This window comes from Bradyrhizobium sp. LeoB3 (assembly GCF_055456055.1).
Genome location: NZ_JBVBEF010000028.1, coordinates 17,564 through 36,723, shown reverse-complemented (window position 1 = coordinate 36,723; position 19,160 = coordinate 17,564). Strand labels below are relative to the sequence as shown.

Annotated in this window: 19 protein-coding genes; 14 read left to right on the top strand and 5 right to left on the bottom strand. The window is 63.3% G+C overall.

Annotated features, from left to right (window positions below):
• The first annotated feature begins 235 nt into the window (after positions 1-235).
• From ACZXDY_RS19530 to ACZXDY_RS19490, 9 genes are all read left to right on the top strand, one after another.
• Entirely contained in the window at positions 236-838 is a 603-nt protein-coding gene (locus ACZXDY_RS19530) for a permease (RefSeq protein WP_464346603.1), read from the top strand.
• Complete coding sequence (locus ACZXDY_RS19525) at positions 835-1,335, top strand: hypothetical protein (protein ID WP_208823980.1); 501 nt, start codon at positions 835-837, stop codon at positions 1,333-1,335. Before ACZXDY_RS19530 ends, ACZXDY_RS19525 begins: the two co-directional genes overlap by 4 nt.
• 51 nt (positions 1,336-1,386) lie before the next feature.
• Entirely contained in the window at positions 1,387-1,590 is a 204-nt protein-coding gene (locus ACZXDY_RS19520) for a hypothetical protein (protein ID WP_028163014.1), read from the top strand.
• A 3-nt stretch (positions 1,591-1,593) separates the two neighbouring features.
• Positions 1,594-2,346, top strand: coding sequence for a metal ABC transporter ATP-binding protein (locus ACZXDY_RS19515; RefSeq protein ID WP_464346602.1), 753 nt, complete (start codon positions 1,594-1,596; stop codon positions 2,344-2,346).
• Between the two features lie 4 nt (positions 2,347-2,350).
• Positions 2,351-3,220, top strand: a complete 870-nt coding sequence (locus tag ACZXDY_RS19510; protein ID WP_464346601.1) for a metal ABC transporter permease — start codon at positions 2,351-2,353, stop codon at positions 3,218-3,220.
• 5 nt (positions 3,221-3,225) lie between these two features.
• Entirely contained in the window at positions 3,226-4,098 is an 873-nt protein-coding gene (locus ACZXDY_RS19505) for a metal ABC transporter substrate-binding protein (protein ID WP_464346600.1), read from the top strand.
• A gap of 61 nt (positions 4,099-4,159) precedes the next feature.
• Entirely contained in the window at positions 4,160-5,215 is a 1,056-nt protein-coding gene (locus ACZXDY_RS19500; RefSeq protein ID WP_464346599.1) for a CobW family GTP-binding protein, read from the top strand.
• Complete coding sequence (locus ACZXDY_RS19495) at positions 5,215-6,231, top strand: WD40 repeat domain-containing protein (RefSeq protein ID WP_464346598.1); 1,017 nt, start codon at positions 5,215-5,217, stop codon at positions 6,229-6,231. The genes ACZXDY_RS19500 and ACZXDY_RS19495 overlap by 1 nt, the downstream gene beginning before the upstream one ends.
• A gap of 163 nt (positions 6,232-6,394) precedes the next feature.
• Positions 6,395-7,111 (top strand): MgtC/SapB family protein, encoded by a 717-nt coding sequence (locus ACZXDY_RS19490; RefSeq protein ID WP_464346597.1) that lies wholly within the window; start codon positions 6,395-6,397, stop codon positions 7,109-7,111.
• Here the strand turns inward: ACZXDY_RS19490 and ACZXDY_RS19485 are convergent.
• On the bottom strand, positions 7,108-8,658 hold the full coding sequence (locus ACZXDY_RS19485; RefSeq protein ID WP_464346596.1) for an MFS transporter: 1,551 nt from the start codon (positions 8,656-8,658) through the stop codon (positions 7,108-7,110). The genes ACZXDY_RS19490 and ACZXDY_RS19485 overlap by 4 nt on opposite strands.
• A gap of 530 nt (positions 8,659-9,188) precedes the next feature.
• On the opposite strand from ACZXDY_RS19485, the gene ACZXDY_RS19480 reads away from it, so the two are divergent.
• Both ACZXDY_RS19480 and ACZXDY_RS19475 read left to right on the top strand, forming a co-directional pair.
• Complete coding sequence (locus tag ACZXDY_RS19480; protein WP_464346595.1) at positions 9,189-9,590, top strand: phasin; 402 nt, start codon at positions 9,189-9,191, stop codon at positions 9,588-9,590.
• Positions 9,591-9,722: 132 nt separating this feature from the next.
• A complete protein-coding gene (locus ACZXDY_RS19475; RefSeq protein ID WP_028163005.1) occupies positions 9,723-9,920 on the top strand; it encodes a hypothetical protein in 198 nt (65 codons plus the stop codon).
• 24 nt (positions 9,921-9,944) lie between these two features.
• Here ACZXDY_RS19475 and ACZXDY_RS19470 read toward each other — a convergent pair whose 3' ends face one another.
• The 4 genes from ACZXDY_RS19470 to ACZXDY_RS19455 all read right to left on the bottom strand — a co-directional run bounded on the left by ACZXDY_RS19470 (position 9,945) and on the right by ACZXDY_RS19455 (position 16,719).
• Positions 9,945-10,934 (bottom strand): Crp/Fnr family transcriptional regulator, encoded by a 990-nt coding sequence (locus ACZXDY_RS19470; RefSeq protein ID WP_464346594.1) that lies wholly within the window; start codon positions 10,932-10,934, stop codon positions 9,945-9,947.
• A 36-nt stretch (positions 10,935-10,970) separates the two neighbouring features.
• Positions 10,971-12,503, bottom strand: a complete 1,533-nt coding sequence (locus ACZXDY_RS19465; protein ID WP_464346593.1) for a hypothetical protein — start codon at positions 12,501-12,503, stop codon at positions 10,971-10,973.
• A 17-nt stretch (positions 12,504-12,520) separates the two neighbouring features.
• A complete protein-coding gene (locus tag ACZXDY_RS19460; protein ID WP_464346592.1) occupies positions 12,521-14,791 on the bottom strand; it encodes a TonB-dependent receptor in 2,271 nt (756 codons plus the stop codon).
• Between the two features lie 362 nt (positions 14,792-15,153).
• Entirely contained in the window at positions 15,154-16,719 is a 1,566-nt protein-coding gene (locus ACZXDY_RS19455; RefSeq protein ID WP_464346591.1) for a hypothetical protein, read from the bottom strand.
• A gap of 243 nt (positions 16,720-16,962) precedes the next feature.
• Here ACZXDY_RS19455 and ACZXDY_RS19450 point away from each other — a divergent pair, with 243 nt between their 5' ends.
• The 3 genes from ACZXDY_RS19450 (at position 16,963) to ACZXDY_RS19440 (ending at position 19,131) form a co-directional block, all read left to right on the top strand.
• A complete protein-coding gene (locus tag ACZXDY_RS19450) occupies positions 16,963-17,154 on the top strand; it encodes a hypothetical protein (protein WP_464346590.1) in 192 nt (63 codons plus the stop codon).
• Positions 17,155-17,160: 6 nt separating this feature from the next.
• The gene (locus tag ACZXDY_RS19445) at positions 17,161-18,666 is read left to right on the top strand and encodes an ABC transporter ATP-binding protein (protein ID WP_464346635.1); all 1,506 of its coding nucleotides are present in this window, start codon (positions 17,161-17,163) and stop codon (positions 18,664-18,666) included.
• A 138-nt stretch (positions 18,667-18,804) separates the two neighbouring features.
• Entirely contained in the window at positions 18,805-19,131 is a 327-nt protein-coding gene (locus tag ACZXDY_RS19440) for a hypothetical protein (protein ID WP_028163000.1), read from the top strand.
• Positions 19,132-19,160: the final 29 nt, after the last annotated feature.

The window sequence follows — 19,160 nt, the reverse complement described above, 5'->3', positions numbered from 1 at the left end:
GGGCCACATGCACAGGCTGTGAAATGGATTCCGGGCTCGATGCGGAGCCAGTCATCGGGCCGCGCTTTGCGCGGACCCGTTGGCATCGCCCCGGAATGACAAATGGAGAGGGCGCCGCAACCGCGCATGGCCATAGCCTGCGCGCGCATGGATACGTGGCCAGCTTCCGTTTGCGTCGCCTTTGTGACGGGACTAAGCAGGATGGACATTCTCACCCCGCCCTGGCCCCATTGCCTTGTCAGATGCACCGCTAAAGGATCCGCCGCCGGCCGATGACGCCGCGGAGGCCGAGTCGCCTCCCGGCCGTGTGCGCAAGCCGATCGGCTGGTCGATGATCTCAATCCTTGTGCTGGTCCTCATCTGCGCCGGCCTGGTCTATCGGCGCGACGGCGCTGACGGCGTGATCGAGATCCTCACCCACGACCTCTCGCTGTTCGGCGGGATCCTGCCGCGCGTGCTCGCGGGCTGCCTGCTCGGCGCGTTCATCGCGGAAATTCTGCCGCACGAAAAGGTCTCGCGCTCGCTCGGACCAAAGTCCGGACTGAAGGGCCTTCTGATCGGCACCGCCTTCGGCGCGATCCTGCCGGGCGGTCCCTTCACCGCCTATCCGGTGGCGGCGGCGCTGCTGACCGTCGGCGCCGATTTCGGCGCGACGATCGCGATGGTGGTGAGCTGGACCCTGATCGGTTACGGCCGCGCGGTGGCTTGGGAATTGCCGATCATGGGCACCGAGTTCACGCTGTGGCGGATCGTGATCTCGCTGCCGCTGCCGGTGCTCGCCGGCGCGCTCGGCCGCTTCGTCTATGCCCGCGTCTATCCGAACGGCGCACCGGAATGAGCGCCGCGCTCCTGATCGACATCCTGCTGTGGGGCTCGGTCGCCGGCGTCGGCTTCATCGCCTGGCGGCGCGGACGCACGGTGCTGGTGTCTTCCTTGCGCGAAGGCTCGCTCGAATTCGCCAATATCATGCCGCGGATCGCGATCGGCGTGGTCGGGTCCGGCTATATCGCCGCCGTGATCCCGCAGGAGATCATCACCGGCTGGCTCGGGCCCGACAGCGGCTGGCTCGGCGTCGCGACTGCCGTCATCGCGGGCGCAGCGACGCCGGGCGGCCCGGTGGTCGGTTTTTCCATCGGCGCGGTGGCGCTGAAGGCCGGCGGCGGGCCACCCCAGGTGATCGCCTATGTCGTCGCCTGGGCGCTGTTCGCCTTCCAAAGGGTGATCCTGTGGGAGATCCCATTCATGCCGGCCCGCTTCGTCTGGTTCCGCGCCGCGGTCTCGGTGCCGTTTCCCTTCCTGGCCGCCGCCATCGCGATGGCGATCGGCAAACCGTGAACCATCGATCAGGTGGACTCGCGTAATGTTATAATGTAACGTTCCCGCGAAATGGCTCACGCACATCCCCATACCCACGACCACGTCCACGGACACGGCCACGACCATGTCGTCCACAGCCATGGTCCGGCAACGCCGCATCCGGCGCAGGCGGCGACCTGGTCGATCCTGCGCATGACGGTCGCCGCGCGCCTTGCCGCGGCGCTCGCGGTCTGTGCCGGCCTGTGGGCCTTCGTGCTGCTGGCGATGAGGTGAGCGATGCCCGCGCAACTGCAATTCCGCAACGTCACGCTCGGCTATGACCGCCATCCGGCGGTGCATCACCTCAACGGCGAGGTGGCCGCCGGCGCGCTGCTCGCAATGATCGGCCCGAACGGAGCCGGCAAGTCGACGCTCTTGCGCGGCATCACCGGCATTCTCAAGCCGCTCTCCGGTGCGATCGACCTCGGCGGCCTCGACCACAGGGATATCGCCTATCTGCCGCAGTCGGCCGAGATCGACCGCGGCTTCCCGATCTCGGTGTTTGATTTTGTCGGCACCGGCCTGTGGCGCGGCATCGGCCTGTTCGGCGGCATCGGCAAGGACGCGCGCGAGAAGATCCTCGCCGCAATCGCCGCGGTCGGGCTCAACGGGTTCGAGAACCGTCCGATCGGCACGCTCTCCGGCGGCCAGATGCAACGCATGCTGTTCGCACGGGTGCTGCTACAGAATGCGCGCTTGATCGTGCTGGACGAGCCCTTCAACGCCATCGACGCCAAGACCACTGCGGACCTGCTGGCATTGGTCAAGCGCTGGCACGGCGAGGGACGCACGGTGCTGGCGGCGCTGCACGACCTCGACATGGTGCGCGCCAATTTCCCGGAAACGCTGCTGCTCGCGCGCGGGCCGGTGGCGTGGGGGCCGACCGCCGAAGTGCTGACGCCTGATAATCTCACGGTGGCGATGCGGATGTGCGAAGCCTTCGACGACCGCGCCGCCGCCTGTGCCGTGGACACCTCGCGCGCCGCCTGAAGCCATGCTCACTGACGCGCTGATCGCGCCCTTCACCGAGTTCGAGTTCATGCGCCGCGCGCTTGCCGCCGTGGTCGCGCTGTCGCTCGGCGCGGCGCCGATCGGCGTGTTCCTGATGCTGCGGCGGATGAGCCTGGTCGGCGACGCGATGGCACATGCGATCCTGCCGGGGGCGGCGATCGGCTTCCTGCTCTCCGGGCTCAATCTGTTCGCGATGACGGTTGGCGGCCTGGCCGCGGGATTTACGGTGGCGCTGCTCGCCGGCCTCGTCGCCCGCAACACGGAGCTGAAGGAGGACGCCTCGCTCGCCACCTTCTACCTGGTCTCGCTGGCGCTCGGCGTCACCATTGTTTCGATCAAGGGCACCAATATCGACCTCCTGCATGTGCTGTTCGGCGACATTCTCGCGATGGACAACCAGACGCTGCTGGTCATCACCTTCAACGCCACCATCACGCTGCTCGTGCTCGCGGTGATCTACCGGCCGCTGGTGATCGAATGCGTCGATCCGGTGTTCCTGCGCACGGTCAGCCGCGCCGGCGCGCCGGCGCATCTGGCGTTCCTGGCGCTGGTCGTGGTCAACCTCGTCAACGGCTTTCATGCGCTCGGCACGTTGCTCGGCGTCGGATTGATGATCCTGCCGGCCGGCATCGCGCGGTTCTGGTCGCGCGACATCACCGGCATGATCTGCATCGCGGTCGCAAGCGCGACCCTTTCGGGCTATGCCGGGCTGGTGTTGTCGTTCCAGACGCGGATTCCCTCGGGCCCCGCGATCATTCTGGTCGCGGCCGGGCTCTATCTGGTCTCGCTCCTGTTCGGCAATGTCGGCGGACTGGTCCGCCAGATGTTCCCCGGCCGGCATCTGGAGGCCTAGCGGCGATGCGACGGTGGTTCTGGCTTGCGCTGCTCGCGCTCGTCACGCTTGTAGGTCCGGCGCGCGCGCAAGAGCGCCTCAACGTGGTCGCCAGCTTCTCGATCCTCGCCGACTTGGTCCGCAACGTTGGAGGCGACAAGGTCAATGTCGCGGCGCTGGTTGGCCCCGAGGGCGATGCCCACGTGTACCGGCCGACGCCGGCGGACGCCAGAAAGGTCGCGGAAGCGAAGCTGCTCTTCATCAACGGGCTCGGGATGGAGGGCTGGCTGCCGCGGCTGGTGCAATCCGCCGGCGGCAAAGCGACCATCATCACCGTGACGGACGGCATTGCGCCGCTCAAGCTCGGCTCGGCGCCCGATCCTCATGCCTGGCAGTCCGTTGCCAATGCAAAGATCTATGTCGCCAATATCCGCGACGCGCTCGCGGCCGCTGCGCCTGCGAACGCCGCCGCCTTCCGCACCAATGCGGAAAGCTACCTGGCAGAGCTCGACGCGCTGGACAGAGAAGCGCGGCAGGCGGTCGCCACCATCCCGGAGGCGCGCCGCAAGGTGATCTCGACCCACCGCGCCTTCGGCTATTTTGCGGCCGCCTACGGTATCGAGTTCATTGCCCCCGTAGGGGTCTCGACCGAATCCGAGCCCAGCGCCCGCGATATCGCAGGGATCATCACCCAGATCAAAAAGGCGAAAATTCCGGCGATTTTTCTCGAAAATGTCAGCGATCCCCGCCTGATCCAGCGGATCGCTGAGGAGACCGGGGCCAGGATCGGCGGGACCCTCTATTCGGACAGTCTCACTGCCGAAAAGGGCGAGGCCCCCACTTACATTGCCATGGTAAGGCACAATATAAAGGCCCTGACCAGCGCGCTCGGCCACTAGGGCAGGGGCCCTCCCTGCCGGCCCGGGCAGCGCGATCTTTAGTTCCGCCCCCGGAGTCGCCATGCCAGAACCTTCTTCGCAAAAGATCCCTGTGACCGTGCTGACGGGCTATCTCGGCGCCGGCAAAACCACGCTGCTCAACCGCATCCTGTCCGAGAACCACGGCAAGAAATACGCCGTCATCGTCAACGAATTCGGCGAGATCGGCATCGACAACGACCTGATCATCGGGGCCGACGAGGAAGTGTTCGAGATGAACAACGGTTGCATCTGCTGCACCGTTCGCGGCGACCTCGTCCGCATCATGGACGGCCTGATGAAGCGCAAAGGCAAATTCGACGCCATCATCGTCGAGACCACGGGCCTCGCCGACCCGGCGCCGGTGGCGCAGACCTTCTTCGTCGACGAGGACGTGCAGAAGAACGCCCGGCTCGATGCCGTCGTCACCGTGGCCGATGCCAAATGGCTCAGCGACCGGCTGAAGGATGCGCCCGAGGCCAAGAACCAGATCGCGTTCGCCGACGTCATCGTGCTGAACAAGACCGACCTCGTCTCAAAGCCCGAGCTCGCCGAGGTCGAGGCCCGCATCCGCGGTATCAACCCTTACGCCAAGCTGCATCGGACCGAACGCTGCAAGGTGGAACTGGCCGACGTGCTGGAGCGCGGCGCCTTCGACCTCGACCGCATCCTCGATATCGAGCCGGATTTCCTGGAAGCCGACGATCACGATCATGACCATGATCACGATCATCATCACCATGGCCACGACCATCATCACCACCATGATCACGGCCATGGCATGAAGCACTACCACGACGAGGAGATGCAATCGCTGTCGCTGCGCACCGACAAGGCGCTCGACCCCACGAAATTCATGCCGTGGCTGCAGAACCTGGTGGCGACCGAGGGCCAGAAGATCCTGCGCTCCAAGGGCATCCTCGCCTTCGCCGGCGACGACGACCGTTACGTGTTCCAGGGCGTCCACATGATGCTGGAAGGCGACCATCAGCGGAAGTGGAAGGAGGACGAGCCGCGCGAGAGCCGGCTGGTCTTCATCGGCCGCGAATTGCCGGAGCAGGCGATCCGCGACGGCTTTGAGCGCTGCATCGTCTCGTGATGAGCGAGTTCGACCCGGGCGAAGTGCCCTCCATCGCTTCGATGACCGATCAGGTACAGCCAGTGCCGCTCGGCATGGCCGTCACATCAGTGCATTTCCTTGGCGACACCGCCCACTTCATCGGCGCCGAGGAGAATGTCGCCGTCGTCGGCGGGGAGGGCGAAGTCTCGCAGACGCCGGTGCATGGCGGCGCGATCCTCTGCTCTGTCTCGGATGGCGAGCGGATCGTCATGGGCGGTGACGATGGCAAGCTGGTCGCGCTCAATGCCAAAGGCGAGGTCTCGACCTTGGCGACCGACCCGAAGCGGCGCTGGATCGATGCCGTGGCGCTGCATTCCGATGGCGCGGTGGCGTGGTCGGTGGGCAAGACCGCGTTCGTGCGTTCGGCCAAGGGCGAGGAAAAATCCTTCGATGCGCCGTCCACCGTCGGCGGTCTTGCCTTTGCGCCAAAGGGCCTCCGGCTCGCAATCGCCCATTATGGCGGCGCGACGCTGTGGTTTCCCAACATGGCGGCCAAGCCGGAATTCCTGGAATGGGCGGGCTCGCATCACGCCGTCACCTTCAGCCCTGACAACAAATTCCTAGTCACCGCGATGCATGAGCCGGCGCTGCATGGCTGGCGGCTCGCCGACAACAGGCACATGCGGATGAGCGGCTATCCCGGCCGGGTGCGGTCCATGTCGTGGAGCGCCGGCGGCAAGGGGCTTGCTACCTCAGGGGCCGACACCGTCATCATCTGGCCCTTCAACAGCAAGGATGGCCCGATGGGCAAGCAGCCGGCGATGCTGGCGCCGTTGCAGGCGCGCGTCGCGGTCGTCGCCTGCCATCCGAAGGACGACATCCTGGCGGCCGGCTATAGCGACGGCACCGTGCTGATGGTGCGGATGGAGGACGGGGCCGAGATACTGCTCCGTCGCAACAAGGGCGTGCCAGTCTCCGCACTGGCCTGGAACGCCAAAGGTACGCTATTGGCATTCGCGGACGAAGACGGCGACGGGGGGCTGCTGGCGTTTTAGAGCATGATCCGGAAAAGTGGAAACCGGTTTTCCCTCGCGACAAACGCGAAGCGTTTGCGCGGAGATCATGCTCAAACAAGAAAGAGATGAGATCACGATCCGATTCCGTCTAATCGGATCATGATCTCATCGTCTTGTTGTGTCCAAGCCGTATTGAGGGGCTATGCGGTTTCTGACGACCTTCCAACTCGCTGATTTCTTCGACACGCTGATAAGCCTGACCACAGCTTTTGTGCTGGGCACGCTGATCGGCGCCGAGCGGCAATATCGCCAGCGCACCGCGGGCTTGCGCACCAATGTGCTGGTCGCGGTCGGAGCGGCTGCGTTCGTCGATCTTGCGATGCGACTGTCGGGCGCGGACGGCGCCGTGCGCGTGATCGCCTATGTTGTGTCGGGCATCGGCTTCCTCGGCGCCGGCGTCATCATGAAGCAAGGGATGGACGTGCGCGGGCTCAACACCGCGGCGACCTTGTGGACGTCTGCGGCGGTCGGCTCCTGTGCCGGCGCCGACATGGAGGCACAGGCCGCGGCGCTCACCTTCTTCATCCTCGCCGGCAACACGCTGCTGCGGCCGCTGGTGAATGCCATCAACCGCATCCCGCTCGACGAGCAGGCGTCGGAGGCGACCTACTATTTCAAGCTCGCGGTCTCCAGCGACGCCTTGCCCGCCATGCGCGACCAGTTGGTCGAGAAGCTCGAGGCCGCCAGCTACCCGGTTGCCGATGTCGAGCTCCAGGAGATCGGTGACGATCTGCTGGAGATCGTGGCGACGCTGGTGAGCACGTCAGTCAATCCCAACGAACTCAATGCCGTCGCGGTGGAACTGCAACGCCAGGCGGGCGTCCGCCATGCCACCTGGGAAGTCAACACAACCGATTAGCGTGGAATATTGTCTCGGGTGCCTGCACGCTCGGGGCGCGGCGCGATCCACACCCAACCGGCGAGGCCGGCAAGTGCGGCGCAGCTTGCGGGCACCAGCATGATCGTGCTCAGCGCCCGCTCGAATGCGGCTATCGCCCCTGCATGAGCGTCTGTCTGTCCGGACATCACGGCATTCAGGGCCTCGTTGGCTTGCGCGGGCGTTGCTCCGGCAAGATCATGCAAGAAGGTTGCAAAGAACACCACCCCGAGTGCCGCAACCGCGAGCAGGCCGCCAACGCGAGCGACCGCGTTGTTGATGCCCGAAGCAATCCCGGCATGGGCTTCGCCGGCGGCTGCCATCACAGTCGACGTCAGCGGTGGAACCGTGATTGACATCCCCACGCCCAGCAGGACCATCGACGGAAATACGCTGATCGAGTAAGGCTGCCTGAGATCGACAAAGGCAAGTATCGTAAATCCGCAGGCTGCGACGATGGGCCCGACAGTGAGCAACAGCCGCGGCCCCAAACGGTCAGCAATGGTCCCGGCGAATGACGCCCCGAATCCCATAATCAGGGCAAAAGGCAGCAACGCCGCGCCGGCTTGGGTCGCCGAGTAGCCACCGACGCGGATCAGGCTGAACGGCAGATAATAGAGCGCACCTCCGAGCGCGAAGTAGAGCAACAGCGTCAACGCATTCGTTGCTGAAAAATCGCGAGATCGATAGAGCGACAACGGCATCATCGCCCGCTCATGGAGACGGGCTTCGATCACGACGAACAAAATCAGCAGAGCGGCTCCCACTCCCAGGGCAGCCAGCACTGTCTTGTCGCGAAATCCCGACGCCGGAATGGCGCTGAGGGACCATGTCATCGCAGCAAGGCCAATCGCGACTGAGGCGGCGCCGCTCCAGTCGAGTTGCTTCGCCCGGGGATCGCTGCTTTCGCAGCCGAAGCGAAGCGCAAGTCCGGCCGCGGCAATGGCGAGCGGGACATTGAGGAGAAAGATCGCCCGCCACGATACCTGATCGACCAGCCAGCCGCCCAACATCGGACCGGCCGCCATCATCAGTGCACCTGCGCCCGCCCATATCCCGATTGCCCGGATCCGTTCATCCTTGCCGAACGTCGCTCCTAACATCGCCAGACTGGCCGGCGTTAACAGCGCGGCGCCAAGACCTTGAACCGCACGGCTGACGATAAGCACCATGATATTCGGTGAGAGCCCGCAGACGATGGAGGCGGCGGTGAAGACCGCGATGCCGATAACAAAAATCCGGCGTCGGCCGTAGAGATCGGCCGCTGAGCCTCCGATCAGCACGAGCGCACCGAGCAGCAGCAGGTAGCCGTTGACGATCCACTGTGTCGCCGCCGCATCTGCATTCAGCGCCTGTTGGATCGCGGGTAGCGCGATGTTCACGACCGAACCGTCGAGGAGGGCCATGCTGGACCCAATGACGGCCGCCGCGAGCGTCAGCCACTTGCGTCTCTGTGACAGGGCAGCGTCACAAGCCGGTGTCGCCTCGATGACCCCGGCGTCGCACGGCGGCCGTGTGAATCCAATCATTGGATGCCCGAGTAAGGACATTGGTCCGTGGGTTAGGCTGCACCTGTCAGTCGCTGAGAACAAGCGCGATGGGCTCGGGGCGGGTAGCAGCGATTGCGTACCACCGGGTCACCCGGCGCAAAAAAGGAGGGAGCGGCTGGTTGCTCGGCCGCTCTTTTGCCGTGAACACAATCCCCGTCAGGCGGCGCGCTTCATACGCCGGAGACTTGCGCCGTATGGACCTACGGAGCGAGGCGGGCGCTACCTACGAAAAACGTTTCGAGAGTCAGAAAGCGAACCGAAGTCTCGGCGCTGGTCGAGCATAGTCCGGTAGATGGCGGCACGGCGCGACAACTCCGTCCGATCCAACCATCTGGGAAATCCTTCCCGGCTCGTTCGTGGCACGCTCGCTTCGAGAGAGCCGGGATTGCGTATCGAACTGCCGTTGGTTCCAGTCTCGCTTGAAAGGATTACAACCCGTGAATGATGCTTACTCGAATGAAATGAATGCCAATTCGACTGCCGGTGCTGACGCGAAACGCGGATTCGACATGCCGCTGTTCGCTATACCGGGGGTGTATCAAAACATCGCCGAGCAAAGCATGCTGCGGGCGAAGGAAAATTGCGAAAAGATGAAGGCCGCTTCTGGCGAGATCGCCGACATCCTCAAGGAAGCCTGCTCAACCAACGCGAAAGGCGCCGCCGACTACGCGGCCAAGTTGATCGAGATCTCGGGCACGAACACCAGCTCCGCTCTCGAATTTCTCACGCATCTGATGGGGACGAAGTCGCTGCCAGAGATCATCCAGCTATCGGCCACGCATGGCCGCAAGAATTTTGAGGTCACCTCCGCTCAGAACAAGGAACTGTGGGAGCTCACTCAGGAAGTGGCGAAGGAGACTGCCGAGCCTATCAGGAAGAGTCTTGCCAGGGTGCTGCGGACAGGTCCCTAGATCGAACTTCTCTTACGCACCACCGAGAATCGGCTGGACGAAAAGCGCCTCCCGCGAGAAGAGGCGGAGTCCAGCCGATGGCCCGCGGAATGCTGCTGATGCAGCAACTCGGGACATTGAGGGAGGACCAAGATGGGTATCGTCATGATCAAATGCCCGCAGACGGGACGCGCGATCCCTACGGGCATGAAAGCCGATCGCGAGAAGTTTCGATGCAGTACGGTGTTCTTCGCGCGCACCTATTGCTCGATCTGCCAGACCAACCATGAATGGTTTGCCAAGGAAGCGTGGGTTTACGAGACGGACGAAAGAGTGAGGAGCGTGTGCTAAGGCTGGCCACTAGCTAACCGTTCCTCAACGGTGCCTTGCACGGTGAGCGGCCGCTCCGTGGGCGTGCGCGCGGTGATGCGCTCCGTTCTCGGCGGTCGGTAGCGGGGTGTGCGCGCGCGGCCTTTCATGCACTGGCCAGGAGTGACCGCGCGGCGTCATCTCGTTTGTCGAAACGATACGCTCGATCCTGCTGCGCATGATCTGATAGCAGTCGCATGCCGCTGCTTCGAGCCGCGGCCTGTCGATTTCGATCGAGCTTCGCCGATTGGACCTGATCGCTCCCGACGCGCGGAGCTTGGATACGACATGGGTCACCGTCGTTCGTCGCACGCCCAGCAACTCCGAAAGCGTCTCCTGCGTAAGCGGCAGCATGTCGCTTTCGGTCCGGTCGTGGATGTGCAGCAGCCAATGGGCCAACCGGGCTTCGACTGAGTGCAGCGCATTGCAAGCGGCAACATGCTGGAGTTGCACTATCAGGGCCCTGTTGAGCCTATTGACGGCGGCCTTGAGCGCGTGGCTGTGCTCGAGCGCCGCATGGAAGCGTGCCGGAGAGAGCTGCAAAGCAGTTCCGGCGATGCGAACCACCATCGTCATCGGCGAGCGGGCCGGCCCGAGCGCCGTGAGGATGTTTACCGCGCCCTCTTTGCCGACGATCGCGGTGGTGACCGTTTGTCCGTTCGGCATGTCCATAACGTGCGCGACCAGCCCGCTGGAAGGGAAATAGATCTGTTCAATCAGATCGCCCGATCGCGCCAGGACGGCGTCGCGTTTGAGCGACACGTTCCGGAAATGGGGCGCAAGCAAATCCAGGTCCGCTTGCGGCAGCGCGGCCAGCAGTCGATTTTCAATCCTGGTCTCATGCTCCATCGCGGGAAAGCTCCTTCCCAGAGACGGAGGCGAGGTGCACTTAGTGCCATGCGCACTAACCCACCACGCCGGACCACTAAAAACGGCCGCGCGGGAGAAAGTTCCAATGGGAGCCGCAGCGCCAGTTGGCGGGATGCGCCACGCCATCTGGAAAGTCAACACAGCCGATAGGGGCCGCGATCGTCAGCGCTTCTCCGGCGCGACCTTGTAGCCGACGATGCGTGTGTTCCAGACGCAGGGAGTGGCATCATTGGCCCACTGCTGGGTCGCCCACAATGTCTTGCGGTCCACCGGGTCGAGCGCGGTCAGGATGCCGACCGAATTCCCCATCGGGCTCACGTTCCTCTCATTCGGGCAGGTGTAGGGATGCGTGCCCGCGACGATCGTCGTCGGGCCGGTGAACGTGTTGGCCGGATCGTCCTGGCGGCGGGTCCAGAGCAGGACCGACAGGTTTGCGCGCGCGCTTGAGGACGTGCCGACGATGCCCAGGTTCCCCGCATCGTCCACGCCAATCGTGCCAAACTCCAGGTGATTGTCAGGGCTGGCAATCTTTGCCGTCTGGCTGACCACGCAGGCGGCCGGCTGCGAGCAATCCAGGTCCACCCAGATTAGCAAATTGTTGGCATCAGCGCCCTGCGCCCCGCAGGAGTCAGTGCATGGCCCGGACCCGAGGACGCCATACAGGTGCGAGCCGTGCTGGACGACATTCATCAGGCGGTGGCTGGTTGCGGCGCGAAGGGTGACGTCGCTGCCGGCCTGCGGGATCGACATGGTCTGGCCGCAGCACGGCGTGTTGTAGAGCCACTTGTTCTCCTTCGAGCCGATATCGGTCTTGATCACCTGCTGGGCGCCGCCGGCATTGTAGGTGCCGGTGGCGCCATTCCACCTGAAGGTGTTCACGATCCAGTGAAACGAGAAATTGGTCGAGCGCTGGCAGGAGTATTGCGCCGCGTGGTCGCAGCTCTTGTTGGCAAAGAACGCCGGAGCCGATGGTGCCTTCGATCGATCGTGGTCAACCGCAGGGACGATGTCGAGCGGCAGGTTGTGGCCACGGTTGATATGGGTTGGCGCTGTGCCTTGCGCGATCGCCTTGATCTCATCCGGCGGCACTGCAAAGCAGTCGTAGGACACGCCCGGCACCGTGCTCGGATTGTCGTCGCCGACGTGGCCTCCGCAGATGTACAAACCGTTCTTGTCGTAGCCCAGCTTGATGCCGGGATTGCGGTCGAGGCAGGGGCCGCCCTGCAGGCAGGACAGGTAGGTGCCGCCCCACGAATCCGTCGCGTCGGCGCTGGCGCTCACAAGCGTGCAGTCGTTGGCGCAGGTCACGGTGATGATCCAGCGCTCGATGAACTCGTTGTAGACGATATGCGGCTCGAACGGTCCGCCGCCTTTCGCCGGGTTCGGGTCGAGCCCGGCACTGCGGATCAGTGCGGCCAGCGGCGTGGATTTCAACAGCTTGCCCGTAGTGTCATACACGTTGACGTTCTGCCAGGTGACCTGCACGATCTGCTTGCCGCTCGCGGCAACGTCCATCTCCGCCCGATCACAATGGATCGGCCCCCCGTTCGATTTGCACACCGCCTGACCTGGTCCGCGGTCGCCCTCGAACGAGTTGACGGTCTGCGCGCTCGCGGCTCCCCAATGAGACAGCATTGGCAAGACGATCAGCAGAGCACCAACGGCAAGCTGCTTTCCGGTTCGTCGGTTAGACATGATTGGTTCAGCCATCGCTAGAAGTTGAAAGTTGTCGAGACCAGATAGGTTCTTGGCGCGCCGAGATAGACGTATCTGTTGGTGTTCGCGCCCTGCCAGTAGTTCTTGTCGAACAGGTTCTCGACCTGGAAGCGCACCACCACCGGCTTGTTGTTCCACGGTGCCGTAAAGGTGTAGCGCGCACCGGCGTCGTAGCGTGTCCAGTCCGAGACCAGCAGCGTATTGGCCTGATCGGCGAAGAAGCTGCCGGTATAGATCGCGCGTCCCGTCAGCGTCAGGCCGTGCAGGAACGGCACATCCCACTCACCGCCGAGATTGAGCTGTGTGTCGGGCACGCTGAAAGTCCGGTAGCCGTCAAACTGCCCGCGCTCGGTCTTGTCCTGACGCGCATCGATGAACATCACGCCGCCCAGCAGCCGCACGCCTGGCGTGACCTCACCGAAGACATTCAGCTCGACGCCGCGGTTGCGGCTCTCGCCGGATTGCGTCAGCGTGTTGGTGACGAAATCGACGAGCTGCAGCGGCCGGTTGATGTCGAAGGCGCTGACGGTCGTCGTTATCCGGCCCCAATCGACCTTGGCGCCGACTTCATACTGCCGGGTCCGGTAGGGTGGCAGCACCTGGCCGGCATTGGCATACTGAGCGCCGACCACGGTGCCGGCCTCGAGCCCTTCGATGTAGTTGGCATAGATGGAGACGTTCTCCAGCGGCTTGATCACCACCGCATAGGCCGGCGTCGTCGCCGAAGTGTCATAGCTGGACGTCTGCAGCCCGGTCGTCGCACTGAACGAGCGGCTCTCGACATATTGCTGGCGCACGCCCGCGGTGAACTGGACGCGACCGTTTGCCACCGACATGGTGTCGGCAATGCCGAAGCTCGACAGATGCGTATCCGAGATTTTCGGCGGTGCTCCAACCGAGATCAGCGGCGTCGGGCTCGGACGCGGGCTATAGAGATTGGACGTGAAGGCCGTGCCCGTCGTGTTGATGATGCCGACGTCACCTTCGGATCCCGTCGCGTTGAAATTGATCGCGTGATGGATTGGCCCGGTATCGACCGAGGCACGGAAGCCCGCCTGCACCGCCGCCTGGTCGCGGGTCTGGCTGTTCAGTCGTGGCGAACCGTCGAAATTGGCGTTGAGGTTGGTGACCCTGATATCCGAATAAAGATACTTGGTCTCGCCCTTCACCACGCCGGCCTGGGCATAGGCCGTCAGGTTCTCGGTGATGTCGACCTCACCCTGCACGAGGCCGAAATTGCCTTCGCCGTTCCAATAGCCCCAGCTTGGCATGAAGCTCGCGCGTGCATCCGGCGGCACCGGCACGCCGGTCAGCGTCGGACCTAACACCACGAAGCGAGTCATGGCGTCGACGTTGTTCTTCTCGTAACCGACATCCGCGGACAGGCGGACGCGCTCGCCGCGGTAGTCGAGGCCGAGCGCTGCCGTCCCGAGCTCCTGGCTCTGGTTGGCGAGTTCGGTATCGCCGTTGCGATAGCTGCCGTTGAACCGAACGCCGAATTCGCTCGCTTCGCCGAACCGGCGGCCGACGTCGAAATGCGTGCCGAACTGCGAGCGCGACGCATAGGTGTTGGTGAGCTGCGCGATCGGGTCGTCGCCGGCACGCTTGGTGACGAGATTGATGCTGCCGCCGACGCCGCCCGGCGGGCCCCCCGGCGGCATGCCGCTCAGCAGCGCGCCCGGTCCCTTCAGCACCTCGACGCGTTCGATCGCGGCCAGCGACGAGAACGAGAAAGCCGATGCGACGCCGTACAGTCCGTTGATGCTGTAGGCCGAACTCGGCACGTCGAAGCCGCGGATGGACACGAAATCGAAGCCGTAGGCGCGCGGCGCGTTGGAGCGGACCGACGGATCGTTGGCGAGCACGTCATCGAGCTTTCGCGCCTGCTGATCCTGGATCGTCTGCGCGGTGTAGCTGGTCTGGTTGAACGGCGTGTCCATCACGTTGCGATTGCCGAGCATGCCGACCTGGCTGCCCGAAGCCACCTGCCCGCCCGCGTAGGACGGCGGCAGGCTGCCGATCATACCGGTCGGCGGTGTCGTCCGCGCACGAGGCTCGACAGGGCGCGAGGCTGCACGCGGCGCAGTTGCGGCATTTTGGCGCGGTGCGACACGACGCGCCGCGCGCGGCGTTGGCGCATGCACCTGCACGGCCGGCAGCTCGTGCGACGTCTGCGCAACGGCTGCGTCTCCGCCATCAATCAGCAACGCAAGTGCGCTCGCTGCAGCCAGAAGGGTTTTCTTGTGAAGTGTAGTCCCGCACGTCATCAGATCAGTCGCCCCAAAATCCCCAGCCGACTTCTGTCGGCTACCGGGATCGCGACCTACAGGAGGTCGTGGTGCGGTCACAATGCGGCGGGCTTAGATTCCATCTAGCTTTTCACGCAGATTGAGAAGCGAAAGGCTGCACACAACTCCGCGCACGGCGCGATATGATAACAGCGTTTGCGTCTGACCTTCGACTTTCGTTCGTTCTTTGGAAGTTGTCGTCATCCACGAGAATTCAACTAAACAATCGCGCTTCGATACGTGCAGGCGCGCGTCTCGCTTGGCTACGGCTGTGCTTCCATGCCACCAACGAGGCAGGCATGTACGACGTGGATTTGAACGGAAGAAGCGACTTCCCGCGGTCAGCCTAGCACCTTCTTCTGCAGATAGCTGAAGGCAACAAAGACCAGCACGGCGCCAAGAATCCGGAGCAGATAGAGCATGCCCTGAGGCCATCCATCATAGCGCACATCTTGGTGGTTCTTGTCCAAGTGGATGCCCGGGATCACTGAATCCAGAGCTAACAGGAAAGGACTCTTCGGTTGGTACGAGCCTGCTGCCAGACGAGTGGAGGCGTGCCAGAAGATTCCCCAGCCAAGCAGCACGAATCCGGCGATCCACAAGAAACCCACTTCCGGATGGAAGCCGTAATCGGCGACAAGCCATGTGAAAGTGAGGCCAACAAAATCCAGCGATACCAAGTCCGCCCAGTGCCAGTCTTGGTTGTTCTTGGCAATCAGGATCTTGTCTGAGTTATGGGTTTCGCCGCGTTGTGCGTATGACTTGGCGATCAGCGTATATGGCTCCAGGTCGGGACGACCGTGAGTGCGGATTCCGGCGTATGCATCCATGGCGCGGATGACCGGCATTGGGTCCGGACCGAAATAGGCATTGGCGAAGATGAACTGGTCGAGCTTGATCTGCTGAGGCGATGCCCCCGTAGAGCTGGTCTGAATGGTGAAGACCCCGTGGTCCACGGACTCGGTGATGCTCAGCTCTGGTCTATCGGTGTCCCTGGAGCGGTTCCAGTCAGGCTGAACGATGAACAAGTCGCCAACTTTCACGCGCTTCAAGTCGATCGCGTCGTAGGACCCTTCCAGGATCGATATCCGGTCGTCGATCCGGGCCGTATGAATCGTCAGTGCTCCATCCGGCTTCTCTGCATCCAATGGCGGCGGATTGGGACCCGCATGGCCCGGTCCGACCTTCTTCGCGGTAACCGATACCTTGTTCAGCAGGAAATGCTTGGCCGCCACCAATTGCATCTTGATGCTCGCCAAGTGGGAGTTCTCCAACCTGAGATCGCCATCAATGGTCGTATTCTGGATTGCGAGCCTCTCGACATATGCGTTTCGTATGTCCAGCGATTTCAGCGCCGCGGTGTCGATAACAAGTCGGTCGGTACTGAACCCAAACAACCTGAGCGGTACGTTCCACGTGTGACGCCTCAATTCAGGGTCGCCGAAAATCATTGCCAGAAATTTGCCGCTCAGCGTTCGCGATTCGTCGGTGGCCAGCTTCTCGGGGTTCTCATTGTTCTCCGTTCGAAGAGCTTCAAGCTTCTGCCGGTACACCGCATCGCGCTTGGGTGAATTCTTCTCCTGTCTGTCCGCGTAGTCGTTCGCTTCCTTCTCGTCGAAATCGACGTTGAGATGCCGGCAGATTTGTTGCCATGCCCATACCTCAGGTTCCGACCAGGCGTCGGAAGCCATCTTCTCGCACTTTTTTGCGTCGACAATGAAGACAGCGGTTGCTGCCAGGTCTTCCGATGGCGTGCCGTTAGGCTGATCGGCGGGTTTGAAGGTTGCCTGGGCAGCGCAGGTGGCAGAGGCCGAGATCAGGCAGATGCTGCAGCAGGCGACAAAAGCAACAAGCGATCCCCGCTTACGCCAACGCTGTATCCATTCCAACCAAGCTGTGCTTTGCATGGCCGTGCCCTCCGGTATCGGATGGATCATCGTCAATTTAGCAGGAAACTCACACGAGCAATGTGAGCAGCTTCACACCGTTCGCGGGTGTTCAGTGCGGACTGGGGTACCCGACCATGCTCCCATTGAGTAGAAGGTTTACGTTTTTTCCCAAAGCCGTCGCCGCTGTCGTTGATCGGTCATGGCCTCTGAGACAGAATTGGCCAACCGCAATTTGCGTGAATCGCTGCAAATCAGAAACTTATGACCAAGCCCGCGAGCAACGCCCCTATCGCCGAAATCTTCCATGCCTACTGGAAATCCGACTGGCGGGCGCTGTCGCTGGTGGCGGCGGTCGTCTTCCTGTCGAGCGCCAGCGGCATCGCTGCGCCGTACCTGTTCTCCCGCCTTGTGGACCGGCTGACCAAAGAGACTGTTGTCTCGGACCTTCTATAGGCGTTCCTGCTCTACGCCGCGCTGGTGGGCGTTGCCTCGGCGCTGCAGCGCGCGGTGCAACACCTGTCGGTGATGACGGCCGAAAACCTCGGCTTCATCGTGAGCACGCGGTTCTTCGAACGCATCTTGAGGAAAAGGTCCGACTTCTTCGTCGAGCACAACCCGGCCGAGATCCAGACCGCCGGCGCCCAGGGGCGTGGCGCGCTGACGACGATCATGCACATCGCGCTGATCGTGTTCATTCCGGGCGCAACGCAGATCGCGCTCACGCTCGTCACCCTCGGCGCTCTCTTGAGCATCGAGGTTGTGGCGATCGTCGCCGCTTACGGCGCCGCCATGATCACGGTGACATTCGTCTCGACGCGTCGATCGCAGGCCCTTCTCGACGCCGCCGTCTCGGCTGCGCAGGAAAATGCTCGATTCGTCGGCAACGCGATGAACGCGATGGAGACGTTGCGTCATCTCGGCAGTCATGCGTGGATGAGCCGCCGCTTCACCGAGAAGGCTCGCGCGGTAAAGGATGGCTGGCGGGCTTACACATTCCGTCGCGCCGGCTCGTCGGCCCTGCTGGGCCTGGGTCTCTCGATCCAATTCGCCGTCAATTTCCTGCTGTTGCTGCCCCGCCATCAGGCCGGAGCGACGACGGTCGGCGATATCGTGCTGTTCAACGCCCTGTTGCTCCAGCTCAACCTGCCGTTCGAGATGATCGCCCAGACGATGGACGTTTTCGCGCGTTCCCGAGCGCAACTCATTCCGCTCGCGGACATGTGGCGGGCTCCGGAAGAGAATGAATCGCCGCATGCAGAGACCTTTGTCCCCCGAGAGGGACGCATCACCTTCGACGATATCAGGTACGATTACGGCAATGGTCGTGGGGTCGATGGCATCAGCTTCACGGCAAGCCGCGGCTCCATCACCTTTATCGTAGGCGAGACCGGCTCTGGAAAGTCGACCATCTTCAAGCTCGCGCTGAAATCCATCGAGCCGCATTCAGGTCGCATTCTGGTCGACGACATCGACCTCCTGCGCATCGCGCGCGCCGACTGGTACCGCGCCATAGCGGTCGTGCCTCAGGACGTCGCGCTGCTGAACGAAAGCCTTGCAGACAACATCATTCTGGGTCGCCCTCGCGATGAGGCCCGGCTTCGCGACGTCTCGGATAAGGCGGCTATCCTGTCTTTCATCGATGCGCTCCCGGAGGGCTTCGAGACCAAGGTCGGCGAACGCGGCCTGAAGCTGTCGGGCGGAGAGCGCCAGCGCATCGCAATCGCCCGCGCTTTGTATGGCAACCCGACCGTTCTTTTCCTCGACGAGGCGAGCTCTGCGCTCGATGACGCAACCGAGCGGGACATCATGAACCACGTTCGCACCCTCGTGCGCGATGTCACGGTGCTGGCCATCACGCACCGAAGATCCGTCCTTGGCGCTGCGGATAATATCGTGGACTTAAGCGATCCCGGGCAATCCCGCGCCCCAGCAATTCCCGCATTCGCGCCGCAGCCAGAGGAATAGCAGGCATCGAACGCGTTCTCGCAGCGCCTCGATCCAGGACTACACGCCCCAGGTCGGTACAGTTCCCGTTGCCCCGCGCGCGGAACCAGGTCTCGCTGGAATCGTTGAACCCGCGGACAATGACGCGGGTAGAACGAGATGGCGACCGACAGGCAGCGCAGCTACCGGAAGGATCTTCTGATCGCATCCGCCCTGTTTGTGGGCGGACTGGTGATTTCGACCGCTTCGCTGGTGGAGATCGCAGCGCGTCAATCTGAGGAGGTGGCGCAGGCGACGCCGCCAGTGCAGTCTTCCCCGCCCGAGCCGCAGACGAAGCCAGCCGAGTCAAAGCCAGGCGGCGAGCGGCCGACCACGCCGGCGCCCGAGCCCGCACGTCCCGACCCGGACGCGCAGAAGACCGGTGCACAGCCCGCGCTGCCACCGGCGCCCGCAGAGAAGACCGCTCCGCCGGTCCAGAAAAAGTGATGTCCTCTCATTCCCCGGGATCGGCCTGA